Origin of the sequence: Streptomyces cinereoruber, assembly GCF_009299385.1 — a bacterium.
Lineage (GTDB): Bacteria > Actinomycetota > Actinomycetes > Streptomycetales > Streptomycetaceae > Streptomyces > Streptomyces bikiniensis.
In genome coordinates this window covers 1814847-1831806 of sequence record NZ_CP023693.1, presented here as the reverse complement: position 1 = coordinate 1831806, position 16960 = coordinate 1814847, and the positions used below count along the sequence as shown (strand labels likewise).

Annotated in this window: 11 protein-coding genes, 3 rRNA genes and 1 pseudogene; 13 read left to right on the top strand and 2 right to left on the bottom strand. The window is 69.9% G+C overall.

Annotated elements, in window-relative coordinates:
- Positions 1-46 precede the first annotated feature (46 nt).
- The 5 genes and pseudogenes from CP977_RS08045 (at position 47) to CP977_RS34440 (ending at position 7232) form a co-directional block, all read left to right on the top strand.
- Positions 47-1572 (top strand): 16S ribosomal RNA (locus CP977_RS08045).
- Between the two features lie 286 nt (positions 1573-1858).
- Positions 1859-4981: ribosomal RNA gene (locus CP977_RS08040) — 23S ribosomal RNA — on the top strand.
- Positions 4982-5087: 106 nt separating this feature from the next.
- Positions 5088-5204, top strand: a 5S ribosomal RNA gene (gene rrf, locus CP977_RS08035).
- The 16S, 23S and 5S rRNA genes sit together here, the layout of an rRNA operon.
- Positions 5205-5342: 138 nt before the next feature.
- Positions 5343-6215 (top strand): annotated as a pseudogene (locus tag CP977_RS35485) (hypothetical protein); the annotation flags it as partial.
- A gap of 258 nt (positions 6216-6473) precedes the next feature.
- Positions 6474-7232 carry a tetratricopeptide repeat protein gene (locus tag CP977_RS34440; protein ID WP_194497707.1) on the top strand — a complete coding sequence of 253 codons (759 nt, stop codon included), beginning with the start codon at positions 6474-6476 and terminating at the stop codon, positions 7230-7232.
- 68 nt (positions 7233-7300) lie between these two features.
- Here CP977_RS34440 and CP977_RS08025 read toward each other — a convergent pair whose 3' ends face one another.
- Positions 7301-8599 (bottom strand): DUF1015 domain-containing protein, encoded by a 1299-nt coding sequence (locus tag CP977_RS08025; RefSeq protein ID WP_152369843.1) that lies wholly within the window; start codon positions 8597-8599, stop codon positions 7301-7303.
- 78 nt (positions 8600-8677) lie between these two features.
- Between CP977_RS08025 and CP977_RS08020 the strand changes: the two genes are divergently transcribed.
- Both CP977_RS08020 and CP977_RS08015 read left to right on the top strand, forming a co-directional pair.
- Positions 8678-9751: an HAD hydrolase-like protein gene (locus CP977_RS08020; RefSeq protein ID WP_152369842.1), complete on the top strand. Its 1074-nt coding sequence runs from the start codon at positions 8678-8680 to the stop codon at positions 9749-9751.
- A gap of 127 nt (positions 9752-9878) precedes the next feature.
- Positions 9879-10724: an ABC transporter ATP-binding protein gene (locus tag CP977_RS08015; RefSeq protein ID WP_062759097.1), complete on the top strand. Its 846-nt coding sequence runs from the start codon at positions 9879-9881 to the stop codon at positions 10722-10724.
- On the opposite strand, the gene CP977_RS08010 is transcribed toward CP977_RS08015, so the two are convergent.
- Complete coding sequence (locus CP977_RS08010; RefSeq protein ID WP_062759095.1) at positions 10713-11060, bottom strand: SCP2 sterol-binding domain-containing protein; 348 nt, start codon at positions 11058-11060, stop codon at positions 10713-10715. The genes CP977_RS08015 and CP977_RS08010 overlap by 12 nt on opposite strands.
- 42 nt (positions 11061-11102) lie before the next feature.
- Between CP977_RS08010 and CP977_RS34760 the strand changes: the two genes are divergently transcribed.
- From CP977_RS34760 to CP977_RS07980, 6 genes are all read left to right on the top strand, one after another.
- Complete coding sequence (locus CP977_RS34760) at positions 11103-11468, top strand: hypothetical protein (RefSeq protein WP_208421599.1); 366 nt, start codon at positions 11103-11105, stop codon at positions 11466-11468.
- Between the two features lie 7 nt (positions 11469-11475).
- On the top strand, positions 11476-12291 hold the full coding sequence (locus CP977_RS08000; RefSeq protein WP_062759091.1) for a TlyA family RNA methyltransferase: 816 nt from the start codon (positions 11476-11478) through the stop codon (positions 12289-12291).
- The gene (locus CP977_RS07995; RefSeq protein WP_062759089.1) at positions 12288-13211 is read left to right on the top strand and encodes an NAD kinase; all 924 of its coding nucleotides are present in this window, start codon (positions 12288-12290) and stop codon (positions 13209-13211) included. The genes CP977_RS08000 and CP977_RS07995 overlap by 4 nt, the downstream gene beginning before the upstream one ends.
- Positions 13212-13303: 92 nt before the next feature.
- Positions 13304-15052 carry a DNA repair protein RecN gene (recN, locus tag CP977_RS07990; RefSeq protein ID WP_062759087.1) on the top strand — a complete coding sequence of 583 codons (1749 nt, stop codon included), beginning with the start codon at positions 13304-13306 and terminating at the stop codon, positions 15050-15052.
- Positions 15049-15768 carry a hypothetical protein gene (locus CP977_RS07985; RefSeq protein ID WP_109187102.1) on the top strand — a complete coding sequence of 240 codons (720 nt, stop codon included), beginning with the start codon at positions 15049-15051 and terminating at the stop codon, positions 15766-15768. The genes recN and CP977_RS07985 overlap by 4 nt, the downstream gene beginning before the upstream one ends.
- Before the next feature lie 109 nt (positions 15769-15877).
- Positions 15878-16957, top strand: coding sequence for a glycosyltransferase family 4 protein (locus CP977_RS07980; RefSeq protein WP_152369841.1), 1080 nt, complete (start codon positions 15878-15880; stop codon positions 16955-16957).
- The last annotated feature ends 3 nt before the right edge of the window (positions 16958-16960 follow it).

The following is a 16960-nucleotide window of genomic DNA, read 5'->3' as shown; positions in this document are numbered from 1 at the left end:
GGCTGTCCCGCTCAACGCGAGTGTCTCACCCGATTACGGGTAAACATTCACGGAGAGTTTGATCCTGGCTCAGGACGAACGCTGGCGGCGTGCTTAACACATGCAAGTCGAACGATGAAGCCCTTCGGGGTGGATTAGTGGCGAACGGGTGAGTAACACGTGGGCAATCTGCCCTTCACTCTGGGACAAGCCCTGGAAACGGGGTCTAATACCGGATACGACCTGCCGAGGCATCTCGGCGGGTGGAAAGCTCCGGCGGTGAAGGATGAGCCCGCGGCCTATCAGCTTGTTGGTGGGGTAATGGCCTACCAAGGCGACGACGGGTAGCCGGCCTGAGAGGGCGACCGGCCACACTGGGACTGAGACACGGCCCAGACTCCTACGGGAGGCAGCAGTGGGGAATATTGCACAATGGGCGCAAGCCTGATGCAGCGACGCCGCGTGAGGGATGACGGCCTTCGGGTTGTAAACCTCTTTCAGCAGGGAAGAAGCGAAAGTGACGGTACCTGCAGAAGAAGCGCCGGCTAACTACGTGCCAGCAGCCGCGGTAATACGTAGGGCGCAAGCGTTGTCCGGAATTATTGGGCGTAAAGAGCTCGTAGGCGGCTTGTCACGTCGGGTGTGAAAGCCCGGGGCTTAACCCCGGGTCTGCATCCGATACGGGCAGGCTAGAGTGTGGTAGGGGAGATCGGAATTCCTGGTGTAGCGGTGAAATGCGCAGATATCAGGAGGAACACCGGTGGCGAAGGCGGATCTCTGGGCCATTACTGACGCTGAGGAGCGAAAGCGTGGGGAGCGAACAGGATTAGATACCCTGGTAGTCCACGCCGTAAACGTTGGGAACTAGGTGTTGGCGACATTCCACGTCGTCGGTGCCGCAGCTAACGCATTAAGTTCCCCGCCTGGGGAGTACGGCCGCAAGGCTAAAACTCAAAGGAATTGACGGGGGCCCGCACAAGCAGCGGAGCATGTGGCTTAATTCGACGCAACGCGAAGAACCTTACCAAGGCTTGACATATACCGGAAAGCATCAGAGATGGTGCCCCCCTTGTGGTCGGTATACAGGTGGTGCATGGCTGTCGTCAGCTCGTGTCGTGAGATGTTGGGTTAAGTCCCGCAACGAGCGCAACCCTTGTCCTGTGTTGCCAGCATGCCCTTCGGGGTGATGGGGACTCACAGGAGACCGCCGGGGTCAACTCGGAGGAAGGTGGGGACGACGTCAAGTCATCATGCCCCTTATGTCTTGGGCTGCACACGTGCTACAATGGCCGGTACAAAGAGCTGCGATGCCGCGAGGCGGAGCGAATCTCAAAAAGCCGGTCTCAGTTCGGATTGGGGTCTGCAACTCGACCCCATGAAGTCGGAGTTGCTAGTAATCGCAGATCAGCATTGCTGCGGTGAATACGTTCCCGGGCCTTGTACACACCGCCCGTCACGTCACGAAAGTCGGTAACACCCGAAGCCGGTGGCCCAACCCCTTGTGGGAGGGAGCTGTCGAAGGTGGGACTGGCGATTGGGACGAAGTCGTAACAAGGTAGCCGTACCGGAAGGTGCGGCTGGATCACCTCCTTTCTAAGGAGCACAGCACCGGATGCAGACGAACGTTCTGCACGGTCAGCTCATGGGTGGAACGTTGATTAGTTGGCACAGTCAGGGACGAGAAACCGCTAGTACTGCTTCGGCGTGGAACACGGGATTCGAGGAACGGACTGTGCCTGGCACGTTGTTGGGTGTCTGAGGGTACGGCCGTCTGGTCGTCACCTTCGTGGATGCCGGCCCCAGTGAACTCACCGCGTGCGGTGAGGTGGTGGGTGGCTGGTCGTTGTTTGAGAACTACACAGTGGACGCGAGCATCTGTGGCCAAGTTTTTAAGGGCGCACGGTGGATGCCTTGGCACCAGGAACCGATGAAGGACGTGGGAGGCCACGATAGTCCCCGGGGAGCCGTCAACCAGGCTTTGATCCGGGGGTTTCCGAATGGGGAAACCCGGCAGTCGTCATGGGCTGTCACCCATGCCTGAACACATAGGGCATGTGGAGGGAACGAGGGGAAGTGAAACATCTCAGTACCCTCAGGAAGAGAAAACAACCGTGATTCCGGGAGTAGTGGCGAGCGAAACCGGATGAGGCCAAACCGTATGCGTGTGAGACCCGGCAGGGGTTGCGCATGCGGGGTTGTGGGATCTCTCTTTCACAGTCTGCCGGCTGTGAGGCGAGTCAGAAACCGTATGGATAGGCGAAGGACATGCGAAAGGTCCGGCGTAGAGGGTAAGACCCCCGTAGCTGAAATTCATGCGGCTCGTTTGAGAGACACCCAAGTAGCACGGGGCCCGAGAAATCCCGTGTGAATCTGGCGGGACCACCCGCTAAGCCTAAATATTCCCTGGTGACCGATAGCGGATAGTACCGTGAGGGAATGGTGAAAAGTACCGCGGGAGCGGAGTGAAATAGTACCTGAAACCGTGTGCCTACAAGCCGTGGGAGCGTCGGACACAAGCTTGCTTGTGTCTCGTGACTGCGTGCCTTTTGAAGAATGAGCCTGCGAGTTTGCGGTGTGTTGCGAGGTTAACCCGTGTGGGGAAGCCGTAGCGAAAGCGAGTCCGAACAGGGCGATTTTAGTAGCACGCTCAAGACCCGAAGCGGAGTGATCTAGCCATGGGCAGGTTGAAGCGGAGGTAAGACTTCGTGGAGGACCGAACCCACCAGGGTTGAAAACCTGGGGGATGACCTGTGGTTAGGGGTGAAAGGCCAATCAAACTCCGTGATAGCTGGTTCTCCCCGAAATGCATTTAGGTGCAGCGTCGTGTGTTTCTTGCCGGAGGTAGAGCACTGGATAGGCGATGGGCCCTACCGGGTTACTGACCTTAGCCAAACTCCGAATGCCGGTAAGTGAGAGCACGGCAGTGAGACTGTGGGGGATAAGCTCCATGGTCGAGAGGGAAACAGCCCAGAGCATCGACTAAGGCCCCTAAGCGTACGCTAAGTGGGAAAGGATGTGGAGTCGCAGAGACAACCAGGAGGTTGGCTTAGAAGCAGCCACCCTTGAAAGAGTGCGTAATAGCTCACTGGTCAAGTGATTCCGCGCCGACAATGTAGCGGGGCTCAAGCGTACCGCCGAAGTCGTGTCATTGCAGCATGTACTCCCAACGGAGGCTGTGATGGGTAGGGGAGCGTCGTGTGCCGGGTGAAGCAGCCGCGGAAGCGAGTTGTGGACGGTTCACGAGTGAGAATGCAGGCATGAGTAGCGATACACACGTGAGAAACGTGTGCGCCGATTGACTAAGGGTTCCTGGGTCAAGCTGATCTGCCCAGGGTAAGTCGGGACCTAAGGCGAGGCCGACAGGCGTAGTCGATGGACAACCGGTTGATATTCCGGTACCCGCTTTGAAACGCCCAATATCGAGCCCATTAATGCTAAGGCCGTGAAGCCGCCCCGGAGCCTTCGGGCAAAGGGGAGTGGTGGAGCCGCTGACCCAAGGTGGTAGTAGGTAAGCGATGGGGTGACGCAGGAAGGTAGTCCAGCCCGGGCGGTGGTTGTCCCGGGGTAAGGGTGTAGGCCGTGTGATAGGCAAATCCGTCACACATCAAGGCTGAGACCTGATGCCGAGCCGATTGTGGTGAAGTGGATGATCCTATGCTGTCGAGAAAAGCCTCTAGCGAGTTTCATGGCGGCCCGTACCCTAAACCGACTCAGGTGGTCAGGTAGAGAATACCGAGGCGTTCGGGTGAACTATGGTTAAGGAACTCGGCAAAATGCCCCCGTAACTTCGGGAGAAGGGGGGCCATCACTGGTGAAGGAACTTGCTTCCTGAGCTGGGGGTGGCCGCAGAGACCAGCGAGAAGCGACTGTTTACTAAAAACACAGGTCCGTGCGAAGCCGTAAGGCGATGTATACGGACTGACGCCTGCCCGGTGCTGGAACGTTAAGGGGACCGGTTAGTGACCTTTCGGGGTTGCGAAGCTGAGAACTTAAGCGCCAGTAAACGGCGGTGGTAACTATAACCATCCTAAGGTAGCGAAATTCCTTGTCGGGTAAGTTCCGACCTGCACGAATGGCGTAACGACTTCTCGACTGTCTCAACCATAGGCCCGGTGAAATTGCACTACGAGTAAAGATGCTCGTTTCGCGCAGCAGGACGGAAAGACCCCGGGACCTTTACTACAGTTTGATATTGGTGTTCGGTTCGGCTTGTGTAGGATAGGTGGGAGACTGTGAAACCGTGACGCCAGTCATGGTGGAGTCGTCGTTGAAATACCACTCTGGTCGTGCTGGATGTCTAACCTCGGTCCGTGATCCGGATCAGGGACAGTGTCTGATGGGTAGTTTAACTGGGGCGGTTGCCTCCCAAAGGGTAACGGAGGCGCCCAAAGGTTCCCTCAGCCTGGTTGGCAATCAGGTGTTGAGTGTAAGTGCACAAGGGAGCTTGACTGTGAGACCGACGGGTCGAGCAGGGACGAAAGTCGGGACTAGTGATCCGGCGGTGGCTTGTGGAAGCGCCGTCGCTCAACGGATAAAAGGTACCCCGGGGATAACAGGCTGATCTTCCCCAAGAGTCCATATCGACGGGATGGTTTGGCACCTCGATGTCGGCTCGTCGCATCCTGGGGCTGGAGTCGGTCCCAAGGGTTGGGCTGTTCGCCCATTAAAGCGGTACGCGAGCTGGGTTTAGAACGTCGTGAGACAGTTCGGTCCCTATCCGCTGTGCGCGTAGGAATATTGAGAAGGGCTGTCCCTAGTACGAGAGGACCGGGACGGACGAACCTCTGGTGTGCCAGTTGTCCTGCCAAGGGCATGGCTGGTTGGCTACGTTCGGGAGGGATAACCGCTGAAAGCATCTAAGCGGGAAGCCTGCTTCGAGATGAGTATTCCCACCTCCTTGAGAGGGTAAGGCTCCCAGTAGACGACTGGGTTGATAGGCCGGATGTGGAAGCCCCGTAAGGGGTGGAGCTGACCGGTACTAATAGGCCGAGGGCTTGTCCTCAGTTGCTCGCGTCCACTGTGTTAGTTCTGAAGCAACGAACAGTTGCTGGTTTCTTGAGCTAGAACACAACTACAGAGTGTGCTTGTTCGCTCGAAACCGATAGGGTTTCGGTGGTCATAGCGTTAGGGAAACGCCCGGTTACATTCCGAACCCGGAAGCTAAGCCTTTCAGCGCCGATGGTACTGCAGGGGGGACCCTGTGGGAGAGTAGGACACCGCCGAACAATTCTTCAGGACCCCTGGTCCCAGCGTTCATGCTGGGACCAGGGGTCCTTTTGTTTTTCCTTGATTTTTCTCCACTGCGCGGCGGGGTGCCGGCTGCGCGAGAATGACTGCAGTACCCGAAGACAGGAGTCACGACCATGCCCACCAACTCTCCCGACGACCGTCCGGAGCGCGAGCCGCGTCGCAGGGACGGTGCTGGTGGCGACCGGGGCGGCTTCCGCGGCCCGCGCCGTGACGACCGTGGTGGCGACCACCGCGGCGGTGGCGGCTTCCGCCGCGATGACCGGCGTGACGACCGCCGGGACGACCGGGGCGGTGACAACCGCGGTGGTGGTTTCCGTCGTGACGACCGTGGCGGGGACAACCGTGGCGGCGGTTTCCGTCGTGACGACAACCGGGGCGGCGGCGGCTTCCGTCGGGACGATCGGCGTGACGAGCGTCCGTCGTTCCGGCGCGACGACCGGCCCTCGTACCAGCGGGACGACCGTCGTGACGACAACCGTGGTGGTGGTTTCCGCCGGGACGACCGTCGTGACGACAACCGTGGTGGTGGCTTCCGTCGCGACGATCGCGGTGGGGACAACCGTGGCGGCGGGTTCCGTCGCGACGACCGGCGCGATGACCGTCCGTCGTTCCGGCGGGACGACCGGCCCTCGTACCAGCGTGACGACCGGCGCGACGACAACCGCGGTGGTGGGTTCCGGCGTGACGACCGTGGCGGGGACAACCGTGGCGGTGGGTTCCGGCGTGATGACAACCGGGGCGGCGGCGGCTTCCGTCGGGACGATCGGCGTGACGAGCGTCCGTCGTTCCGGCGGGACGACCGGCCCTCGTACCAGCGTGACGACCGGCGCGATGACCGGCGCGATGACAACCGGGGTGGCGGTTTCCGCCGGGACGATCGGCGTGACGAGCGCCGGGACGACCGGCCCCCGTTCCGTCGGGACGATCGGCGTGACGAGCGTCCGTCGTTCCGGCGCGATGACCGGCCCTCGTACCAGCGTGACGACCGGCGCGATGACCGTCGTGACGACAACCGTGGTGGTGGGTTCCGGCGCGACGACCGTGGCGGGGACAACCGTGGCGGTGGGTTCCGGCGTGACGACAACCGGGGCGGCGGCGGGTTCCGTGGGCGGGACGACAACCGTGGCGGGTTCCGTGGGCGGGACGACCGGGGTGGTGACAGCCGTGGCGGGTACGGGCGCCGTGACGACCGGGGCGGTCGGGACCGCGACCGGGACCGTGGTGACCGCGCGCCCATCAAGCGGCTGCCGATCCCGCCGGAGGTCACCGGCGAGGAGATCGACCCGGACGTGCGCCAGGAGCTGATGAGCCTGCCCAAGGGGCTCGCCGAGGACGTCTCGCGCAACCTCGTCATGGTCGCCCAGCTGATCGACGAGGACCCGGAGAAGGCGTACGGGTACTCCAGGGTCGCCCTGCGGCTCGCCTCCCGCGTCGCCGCCGTCCGCGAGGCCGCCGGCTTCGCCGCGTACGCCACGCAGAAGTACTCCGAGGCGCTGGCCGAGTTCCGGGCCGCGCGGCGGATGAGCGGCGGTGTCGAGCTGTGGCCCGTCATGGCCGACTGCGAGCGCGGCCTCGGCCGGCCCGAGCGGGCGCTCGCGATGGCCGGTGAGCCCGAGGTGCAGAAGCTCGACAAGGCCGGTCAGGTCGAGATGCGGCTCGTGGCCGCCGGCGCCCGCCGGGACATGGGGCAGCTCGACGCGGCCATCGTGACGCTGCAGAGCCCCGAGCTCGCCTCCGGCGCCGTTCACCCGTGGACCGCGCGCCTGCGCTACGCGTACGCCGACGCGCTCCTCGCCGCCGGGCGTGAGCAGGAGGCCCGGGACTGGTTCGGGAAGGCCCTGGAGGCCGACAAGGACGGCGCCACGGACGCCTCCGACCGGCTCGCCGAGCTGGACGGCATCGAGTTCGTCGACGCGTTCGACGACTCCGACGAGGACTCCGGAGAGGAGACGGACGGCGGCGGTGACGTCGCGCTCGACCGCGAGGACCGTGACAAGGGCTGATCCCGGTCGGTGAGTGAGAAGGGCGGCACCCCTCAAGGGGTGCCGCCCTTCTGCGTCCGCGGTGTTCCTCAGTCCAGCGCGAGGCTTCTCAGGACCAGGCCCGTCGCCGGCTTAGGGCCGAAGGAGGTCGACTTGCGGGGCATCGTGACGCCCTGGCGGGCCAGGTCCCGGACGACCTCCTCGCGTACCGGGTGCATGAGGACCGCCGTACCGCCGCGGCGCTCCGCCTGGTCCACGGCGGCCTCGGTGTCGTGGATGTAGGCGATGTCCTCGGGGGCGTCCGGGACGTGCCAGACGTGCTCCAGGAGAGTGGAGTGCAGGACGGTCGCGTCCAGCGTGCGCCAGGCCTCGGGGCGGTCCGCGCGGATCGTGCGGTCCAGGAGGGCCGGATCCGGGCGGTCCAGGAGGTGGAAGGCGCCGTCGCCCGCGAGGAGGAAGGCGTTGCCGTCGGCCGCGGCCGACGCGAGGGCCTCCAGGGCCTCCGGGAGGGACCCGCCGAGGCGGCGCACCCGGAAGGAGCCCTCGACGGCCGCGAGGGCGTCGGCGACCGGCAGGCGGTTGAGGAGGCGGTGGATGGCGCGGACCCGCAGCGGATGGCGGGCGGTGTCGACCAGGAGGACCAGGCCGTAGTTCCAGGGGCCCGGCGCGACGTGCTCCTCGCGCAGGCGCAGGTACGTCGCCCAGCGGTGGTGCCCGTCGGCGATGAGGGCCTGGTGGCGGCCGAGGTCCGCGGCGACGGCGGCCTGCTCGGCCGGGTCGGTCACCGCCCACAGGCGGTGGCAGAAGCCGTCCTCGGTGGTGGTGGAGAGGAGCGGCTCGCGCTCCGTGGCCCGCTCGATCACCGCGTCCGCGCCCCCGCCGTCCTCCTCCCCGACGTAGGTGAGGAGCAGCGGTTCGAGGTTGGCCGCGGTCGTCCGCATCAGGGCGGCGCGGTCCTCGACCACGTGCGGCATCACGTCCTCGTGGGGGAGGACGACGCCCGCCTCGGGGGCGGAGAGCTCCAGGGCCCCGATGATCCCGCGCTGGAGGATCCCGTCGCCCCGCTGTTCGTACACGTAGAGCGCGGGCACCGGGTCGGGGGCCAGGACGCCGTCCGCGAGCCAGCGGTCGAGGGTGACGGCGGCCTTGCGGTGGCGGGTGCCGGCGGTGATCGCCTGCGGGAGGATCAACCGGACGATGTTGTGCGGGTCCGCCGACTCCAGGTGGAGGAGTCCGTCAGGTCGTACGACGACGTCGTAGGGAGGGGACGTCACGGCGGCGAGGCTGCCGACCCGCTCGGGGACGTACCGGAGCCCGCGGAACGGGACCAGACGCAGCCCGGCGGTGTCGTCGCGGACGTCGGTGGCCGCGTGACCTGAGGTGTTCATCTCGACATCGTATGTGGGCCGGGGCATGAGCGATGATCGGGGAGCGGGGGACCACGACCGGTGAGGCGAGGAGCGAGCGTGACGGTGCACGGTGGCCGGGGACGGCAGGACGGCGGCAGGACGCGGCCGGAGGGCAGCGCGGAGCCGCTGAGCGGGGCGTACGACACGGCCCTCCTCGATCTGGACGGGGTCGTGTACGCGGGAGGGCTCGCCGTCCCGTACGCCGTCGAGTCGCTCGGGGCGGCCCGGGACGGCGGGATGCGCCTCGCGTACGTCACCAACAACGCGCTGCGGACGCCGGAGGCGGTCGCGGAGCACCTCACGGAGCTCGGGGTGCCGGCGGAGGCCGGGGACGTGGTCACCTCGGCGCAGGCCGTCGCCCGGCTGATCGCGGACGAGGTGCCGGCCGGGTCCCGGGTGCTGCTCGTCGGCGGCGAGGGGCTCGCGGTGGCGCTGCGCGAGCGGGGCCTGGTGCCGGTGGAGTCGGCGGACGACGACCCGGTGGCGGTCGTGCAGGGGTACGGGGGGCCGGAGCTGCCGTGGAAGCGGTTCGCCGAGGCCGCGTACGCGGTCGGGCGGGGCGTGCCGTGGTACGCCTCCAACACGGACCTGACGATTCCGGGGGCGCGCGGGATCGGGCCGGGGAACGGGGCGGCCGTGGAGGTCGTGCGGATCGCCACCGGCGGGCGCTTCGCGCCGAAGGTGGCGGGAAAGCCGCTGCCGCCGATGCACCGGGAGACGGTGCTGCGGACCGGGGCGGAGCGGCCGCTCGTGGTGGGGGACCGGCTCGACACGGACATCGAGGGCGCGTTCAACGGCGGTGTCGACTCGCTGCTCGTCCTGACCGGGGTGACGGACGTGCCGCAGCTGCTCGCGGCCGCGCCCGAGCACCGGCCGACCTATGTGGCGGCCGATCTGCGGGGGCTGCTCACGGGCCAGCCCGAGGTGGTCGCCGACGGGGACGGCGGGTTCGTGTGCGGGGCGTGGCGGGCCTCGGCGGGCGGGGGCGCGTTGGCGGTCGAGCAGGTGGCGGCCGGCGATGCCGACCCCATGGACGGCGTACGGGCGCTGTGCGGGGCCGCGTGGACGGCGGCGGAGGCCGGGGCGGGCGCCCTGGACGGGGAGAAGGCGCTCGCGCGGCTGGGGTTGTAGCACCGGGGCGGTGGCGGGCGCCCGCGGGACGATCGAAGAAGTTGGGTAGGCTAACCTAACTCCGCTTGGGTCGTGGTCGTCAGCGTCCGCCACGGTCACGGACGAGGACACAACGGGAGTCGCGGGTATGGACGGTCGGCAGAGGCAGCGCCTGAGCGCGGAAGCGGTCACCCTGGCGTACGAGCAGCGGGTCATCGCCCGCGACCTGTCCGTCGAGATACCCGACAACTCCTTCACCGTCATCGTCGGGCCGAACGCCTGCGGCAAGTCCACCCTGCTGCGCGCCCTCTCCCGGATGCTGAAGCCCGCCGAGGGGCGCGTCCTGCTCGACGGGCAGTCGATCCACTCCCTGCCCGCCAAAAAGGTTGCCAAGACCCTCGGGCTGCTGCCCCAGACCTCCCTGGCCCCCGACGGCATCACCGTCTCCGACCTCGTCGCCCGCGGCCGCTACCCGCACCAGGGGCTGCTGCGCCAGTGGTCCCCCGAGGACGAGCGGATCACCCGGGAGTCGATGGAGGCCACCGGCGTCGCCGAGCTGGCCGACCGGTACGTGGACGAACTCTCCGGCGGTCAGCGCCAGCGCGTCTGGATCGCCATGGCGCTCGCCCAGCAGACCCCGCTGCTCCTGCTCGACGAGCCGACGACGTACCTCGACATCCAGCACCAGATCGACGTCCTCGACCTGTGCGCCGAGCTGCACGAGACGCAGGGGCGCACGCTCGTCGCCGTCCTGCACGACCTCAACCACGCCGCCCGGTACGCGACCCACCTCATCGCCGTCCGCGCCGGCGAGGTGGTCGCCGAGGGACCGCCGGCCGAGGTCGTGACCGCCGAGCTGGTCGAGCGGGTCTTCGGGCTCCGCTGCCAGGTCATCGAGGACCCGGAGACGGGGACGCCGCTGGTCGTGCCCGCCGGACGGAGGGCACGCGCCACCGCCGCCGCCGCGACGGCGGGGCCCGCGCTACAGAAGTGAGCGCAGCCGCAGCAGGTCGCGGAAGCCGGCCTCCAGCCTGACCCGGCCCGAGGCCCAGGCCTTCGCGAAGTTCAGCCGCCCGTCCACCATCGCCACCAGGTCGTCCCCGGTCATCGCGAGCCGGATCTGCGCCTTGGCCGGCGGCGGGCCCTGCACCGTGGCGTCCACCCGGATCCGGCCGTCCGCGAGCCGGCCCGTGAAGGTCGTGTCCAGGTCGGTGACGTGGCAGCTCAGGGTGCGGTCGAGCGCGGCCGCGCCGCGCACGTCGCCGTCGGCCCGCGCGAGGTTGTCGGAAAGTCTGTCCAGTGCGCCGCGGCACTCCGTGATCGTCGCCATCGCCGTCGACGGTACCCCAGGGCTTCGCGGTAGCGTCGGGGCATGAGCGACGCGATGCCGGAGCCGGTGGAACCAGTGACGGAACCAGTGGCGGAACCGGTGACGGAGTTGGTGGCGGACGGCCGGGCCGACGAAGCACCCGGCGTATCCGGGGGGCCGCCCGGCGTACCCGGCGAAGCACCCGGCGGAGTGGCCGACGAGCCCGCCGCCGCGGCCCCGCTCGGCGTCGCCCGGGAGCTCACCGGCCACCCCGCCGTCGACGCCCGCCTCGCGCGTCTCGCCGAGGTCGACGCCCTCCCGGCGGACGGGCACCTGGAGGTGTACGAGGATGTACACCGTGGCCTGCGCGACGAGCTGACCTCGCTCGACGCGCACCCCGCCCCCCGTCCGTACGACAACAGGAGCTGAACAGAACGTGGCAGGAGTGGCACGCCGCCGTCTCGACGCCGAGCTGGTCCGGCGCAAGCTCGCGCGCTCGCGGGAGCACGCGAGCCAGCTGATCGCCGCGGGCCGGGTGACCGTCGGCAAGACCGTCGCCACCAAGCCCGCCACCCAGGTCGAGACCGCCGCGGCCATCGTCGTCGTGCAGGACGACTCCGACCCCGACTACGTCTCGCGCGGCGGCCACAAGCTCGCCGGGGCCTTCGAGGCCTTCGTGCCGCGGGGGCTCGTGGTCGAGGGGCGGCGCGCCCTGGACGCCGGGGCCTCCACCGGCGGCTTCACGGACGTCCTGCTGCGCGCCGGCGCCGCCCACGTCGTGGCCGTCGACGTCGGCTACGGGCAGCTCGCCTGGTCGCTGCAGAGCGACGAGCGGGTCACCGTGAAGGACCGTACGAACGTACGCGAGTTGACGCCGGACGCCCTCGACGGCGTGCCCGTCGACCTCGTCGTCGGGGACCTGTCCTTCATCCCGCTCGGCCTCGTCCTGCCCGCCCTGGCGTCCTGCACGGCGCCCGGCGCCGACCTCGTCCTCATGGTCAAGCCGCAGTTCGAGGTGGGCAAGGAGCGGCTCGGCTCGGGCGGAGTCGTCCGTTCCGCCGAACTCCGGGCCGACGCCGTGAAGAACGTGGCCCGGCAGGCGGGCGAACTGGGGCTCGGCGTCCTCGGCGTCACCGCCAGCCCGCTGCCCGGGCCCTCCGGCAACGTCGAGTACTTTCTGTGGCTGCGGGCCGGGGCGCCCGCGCTGGATCCGGCGGATGTCGACCGCGCCGTGGCGGAGGGACCTCGTTGAACTCGACGACAGCACCACCAGAGACCGCACCACGTACCGTCTTCCTGCTCGCGCACACCGGCCGGCCGGCCGCCGTGCGCAGCGCCGAACTGGTCGTCCAGGGGCTGCTGCGCTCCGGCCTCGGCGTCCGCGTCCTGGAGGCCGAGGCGGCGGACCTGCCGCTGCCGTCCTCCGTGCAGAAGGTCCCCGAGGCCTGCTCCGAGGCGATCGACGACTGCGAACTCCTCGTCGTCCTCGGCGGTGACGGCACCCTGCTGCGCGGCGCCGAGTTCTCCCGCGCGTCCGGGGTGCCGATGCTCGGCGTCAACCTGGGGCGGGTCGGGTTCCTCGCGGAGGCCGAGCGCGACGACCTCGACAAGGTCGTGGAGCGGGTCGTCACCCGGGCGTACGAGGTCGAGGAGCGGATGACCCTCGACGTCACCGTGCACCAGAACGGCGACGTCCTGCACCGGGACTGGGCGCTCAACGAGGCGGCCGTGCAGAAGGTGTCCCCGGAACGGATGCTGGAGGTCGTGCTCGCGATCGACGGGCGCCCGGTGACCGGCTTCGGCTGCGACGGGGTGATCTGCGCGACACCCACGGGCTCCACCGCGTACGCCTTCTCGGCCGGCGGGCCGGTCATCTGGCCCGAGGTCGAGGCGCTGCTCATGGTCCCGATCGGTGCCCACGCCCTCTTCGCCAAGCCGCTGGTGACCACCCCCGAGTCGGTGCTCGCGGTCGAGGTCGAGCCGCACACCCCGCACGGGGTGCTGTGGTGCGACGGGCGGCGGACCGTGGAGCTCCCGGCGGGCGCGCGGGTCGAGGTCCGGCGGGGCGCCGTCCCGGTCCGGCTCGCCCGGCTGCACCACGCCTCCTTCACGGACCGGCTCGTCGCCAAGTTCGCCCTGCCCGTCTCGGGGTGGCGGGGCGCCCCGCGCTGACCGGCCCGCCGCGCCGCCCCAGGTGCGGGAACGATCGGCGCGCCGGAGGGTTACGGCCGGGGCGATGTCGCATCGGACCAGGGAAACCTCGTATGGTCTGGGGCGTGCTGGAGGAGATGCGGATACGGTCGCTCGGGGTCATCGACGACGCTGTGGTCGAGTTGTCGCCCGGCTTCACCGCGGTGACCGGTGAGACCGGTGCGGGCAAGACCATGGTCGTGACCAGTCTGGGGCTGCTGCTCGGCGGGCGGGCCGACCCGGCGCTCGTACGGATCGGCGCGGCGTCGGCCGTGGTCGAGGGGCGGATCAGCGTGCCTCCGGGCGCGCCCGCCGCCGTGCGCGCCGAGGAGGCCGGGGCCGAGCTGGACGAGGGGGTCCTGCTCGTCAGCCGCACCGTCTCGGCCGAGGGGCGCTCCCGGGCCCACCTCGGCGGGCGCTCCGTGCCCGTCGGGCTGCTCGCCGAGCTCGCCGACGAACTCGTCGCCGTCCACGGCCAGACCGACCAGCAGGGCCTGCTCAAGCCCGCCCGGCAGCGCGGCGCGCTCGACCGGTACGCGGGCGAGGCCGTCTCGGTGCCGCTCGCGGCCTACGGCGAGGCGTACCGGCGGCTGCGGGCCGTCACCGCCGAGCTGGACGAGATCACCACCCGGGCCAGGGAACGCGCCCAGGAGGCCGATCTGCTGCGCTTCGGGCTCGAAGAGGTCGAGGCCGTCGCCCCGCTGCCCGGCGAGGACGCCGAACTGGCCGCCGAGGCCGAGCGGCTCGGGCACGCCGAGGCCCTCGCCTCCGCCGCCGCGCTCGCGCACGCCGCGCTCGCGGGCTCGCCAGAGGACCCCGAGTCCGTGGACGCCACCACGCTCGTCGCGGGCGCGGGCCGGGCCCTGGAGGCCGTGCGGTCGCACGATCCGGCGCTCGCCGCGCTCGCGGACCGGATGGGGGAGATCTCCATCCTGCTCGCCGACGTGGCCACCGAGCTGGCCGGGTACGCCGACGACCTGGACGCCGACCCGCTGCGGCTCGCCGCCGTCGAGGAGCGGCGCGCGGCCCTCACCCAGCTGATCCGGAAGTACGGGGACGGGGAGGGCACGGCGGCCGTCCTCGCCTGGGCGGAGCAGAGCGCGGCCCGGCTCGGGGAGCTGGACAACGACGACGACCGCATCGAGGAGCTGACCGCCGAGCGGGACCGGCTGCGCGACGAGCTGTCGGCGCTCGCGCAGCGGCTCACCGACGCGCGGACGGAGGCGGCGGACCGGTTCGCGGCCGCCGTCACGGCCGAACTCGCCTCGCTCGCCATGCCGCACGCGCGCGTGTCCTTCTCCCTCGCGCAGACCGAGGACCCCGAGGGCGTCGAGGTCGGCGGCCGGCGGGTCGCCTACGGGCCGTCCGGGGCCGACGAGGTCGAGCTGCTGCTCGCCCCGCACCCCGGCGCCCCGCCGCGGCCGATCGCCAAGGGCGCGTCCGGCGGTGAGCTGTCCCGGGTGATGCTGGCCGTCGAGGTCGTCTTCGCCGGGGTGGACCCGGTGCCCACGTACCTCTTCGACGAGGTCGACGCGGGCGTCGGCGGCAAGGCGGCCGTCGAGATCGGCCGCCGCCTCGCCAAGCTGGCCAGGACCGCGCAGGTCGTCGTCGTCACCCACCTCCCGCAGGTCGCGGCCTTCGCCGACCGCCAGCTCCTCGTGGAGAAGACCAACGACGGCTCCGTGACCCGCTCGGGCGTCACCGTCCTGGAGGGCGAGGAGCGGGTCCGCGAGCTGTCCCGGATGCTCGCCGGCCAGGAGGACTCCGAGACGGCCCGCGCCCACGCGGAGGAACTCCTCGCCGCCGCACGGGCGGACGGGTGAGGCGCGCCCTCTCCTTCGCCGTGGCCGCCGGGGCGACCCGGGCGGTGTACGAGGGGCTGCGGAGGCTCCCGCGCGACGCGCGGTGGACGCGGACGAACCACGCCGGGCGGGAGGTGGACCTGTACGCCGGGCCCGCCGTCGTCCTCGGGGCGGCGGCCGGGAGCGGCAGCGCGCCCGTCGCCCTCGCCGTGCTCGCGGCCGGGGCGTGCGGGGCGTACGACGACGTGCGGGGGGATCACCGGCGCGGTTTCCGGGCGCACTCGGCGGCGCTGCGTGGCGGCGAGGTGACCAGCGGGGCCGTCAAGCTCCTCGGGATCGGGGCCGCCTCGCTCGTGGCCGGGGCGCTGCTCAAGGAGCGGCCGGTGGACAAGGTCCTCGCCGGGGTCGTCGTCGCGGGCAGCGCCCATCTGGTGAACCTCGTGGACGTACGGCCGGGGCGGGCCGGTCTGGCCGTGCTCGCGCTCGCCGCCCCCGGGCTGCTGCGCGGCTCGCCCGCCGCCGCCCCGATGGGGGCCGCCGCCGCGGTCCTCGCGGACGACCTCGGGGAGTCGACCATGCTCGGCGACACGGGCGCGCACGCGCTGGGCGCCGCCGTCGGCGGGGCGATCGCGGCAGGGAACGGGCGGCTCGGGCTCGCCGCGCACGCGGCCGCGCTCGTCGCCGCCGCCGTGTGGGGGGAGCGCGCGACCTCTTCACGCGCTCACCCGTGTGGGTGAACCCGTGGGGTGAGCCGGGGCGTCGGGCGCCCTCCGCGCAAGGGAACGACTCCATTTCGGTGCCGGAACGTGCGTACGGTCCCGGGCCCGGGCTGGCATTCTTGGGCGCGTGACACAGCTCCGTACGGTCCACGTGCTGGGCGGTGGCGGCGCGGGCAGCAGCGCGCACGTCCGATCACTCGCCTCGGGCCTTGTGGCGAGGGGCGTGCGGGTGACCGTGTGCGCCCCTCCCGAACTCGACCGCGTCCACGACTACCCCGGCACCGGCGCGCACTTCGTGCCGCTGCCGCGCCTCGGCGACCCCGCGGCCGTCACCGCCCTGCGCAACACCTGCGTCGGCGCGGACGTCGTCCACGCGCACGGCCTCCAGGCCTCCGTACGGGCCGCGCTCGCGCTCTCCGGCGGGGCACCGGTCCCGCTCGTCACGACCTGGCACACCCGCGGCCACGCGGAGGGCGCGCGGGGCGGGGTGCTCCGGCTCCTCGAACGGCGGACCGTACGGGCCGCGAGCGTCGTCCTCGCCACCACCTCCGAACTGGTCGACCGGGCCCGGCGGCGCGGCGCCCGCGACGCCCGGCTCGCCCCGGTCACCCTGCCCGCCGCCCACGGCCCGGTCTGCCTCCACGACGGCAAGGCGCGCGCCGAACTCGGCGCCGTCGACCGCCCGTTGCTGATGGCCGTCGGAGCGCTCGAACGCGGCCGGGGGTACCGGACCCTGCTCGACGCGGCCCGGCGGTGGCGGGACCTCGACCCGCAGCCGCTCCTCGTCGTCGCCGGGGAGGGGCGCGAACGGGCCCTCCTCCAGCGACGGATCACCGACGAGGACCTGCCGGTCCGGCTGATCGGGAGCCGCGAGGACGTCGCCGAGCTGCTCGCGGCGGCGGACGTCGCCGTCCTCCCGTCCCGCTGGGAGGCCCGCTCCCCGCTCGCCCAGGAGGCGCTCCGGCTCGGCGTGCCGCTCGTCGCCACGGCCGTCGGCGGAGTGCCGGAACTCGTCGGCGACGCCGCCGAACTGGTGCCGTACGGGGACTCCGCGGCCCTCGCGGCGGCGGTCCGGGGCCTCCTGGAGGACGCCGACCGGCGGATGGACCTGGCGGCCGCCGGCCGGGTCCAGGCGGGCACCTGGCCGACCGAGGACGACACGGTGGCGCACGTGCTCAGCGTGTACGACGAGCTGGTGGGGCGCTGAGCA

Bases quoted from the DNA above. Each gene is read 5' to 3' on its own strand.
- CP977_RS08010 (WP_062759095.1), bottom strand. From the start codon at position 11,060: ATGGCGACGATCACGGAGTGCCGCGGCGCACTGGACAGACTTTCCGAC.
- CP977_RS08015 (WP_062759097.1), top strand. From the start codon at position 9,879: ATGGACGGTCGGCAGAGGCAGCGCCTGAGCGCGGAAGCGGTCACCCTG.
- recN (WP_062759087.1), top strand. From the start codon at position 13,304: ATGGTCTGGGGCGTGCTGGAGGAGATGCGGATACGGTCGCTCGGGGTC.
- CP977_RS08025 (WP_152369843.1), bottom strand. From the start codon at position 8,599: ATGAACACCTCAGGTCACGCGGCCACCGACGTCCGCGACGACACCGCC.
- CP977_RS34760 (WP_208421599.1), top strand. From the start codon at position 11,103: ATGAGCGACGCGATGCCGGAGCCGGTGGAACCAGTGACGGAACCAGTG.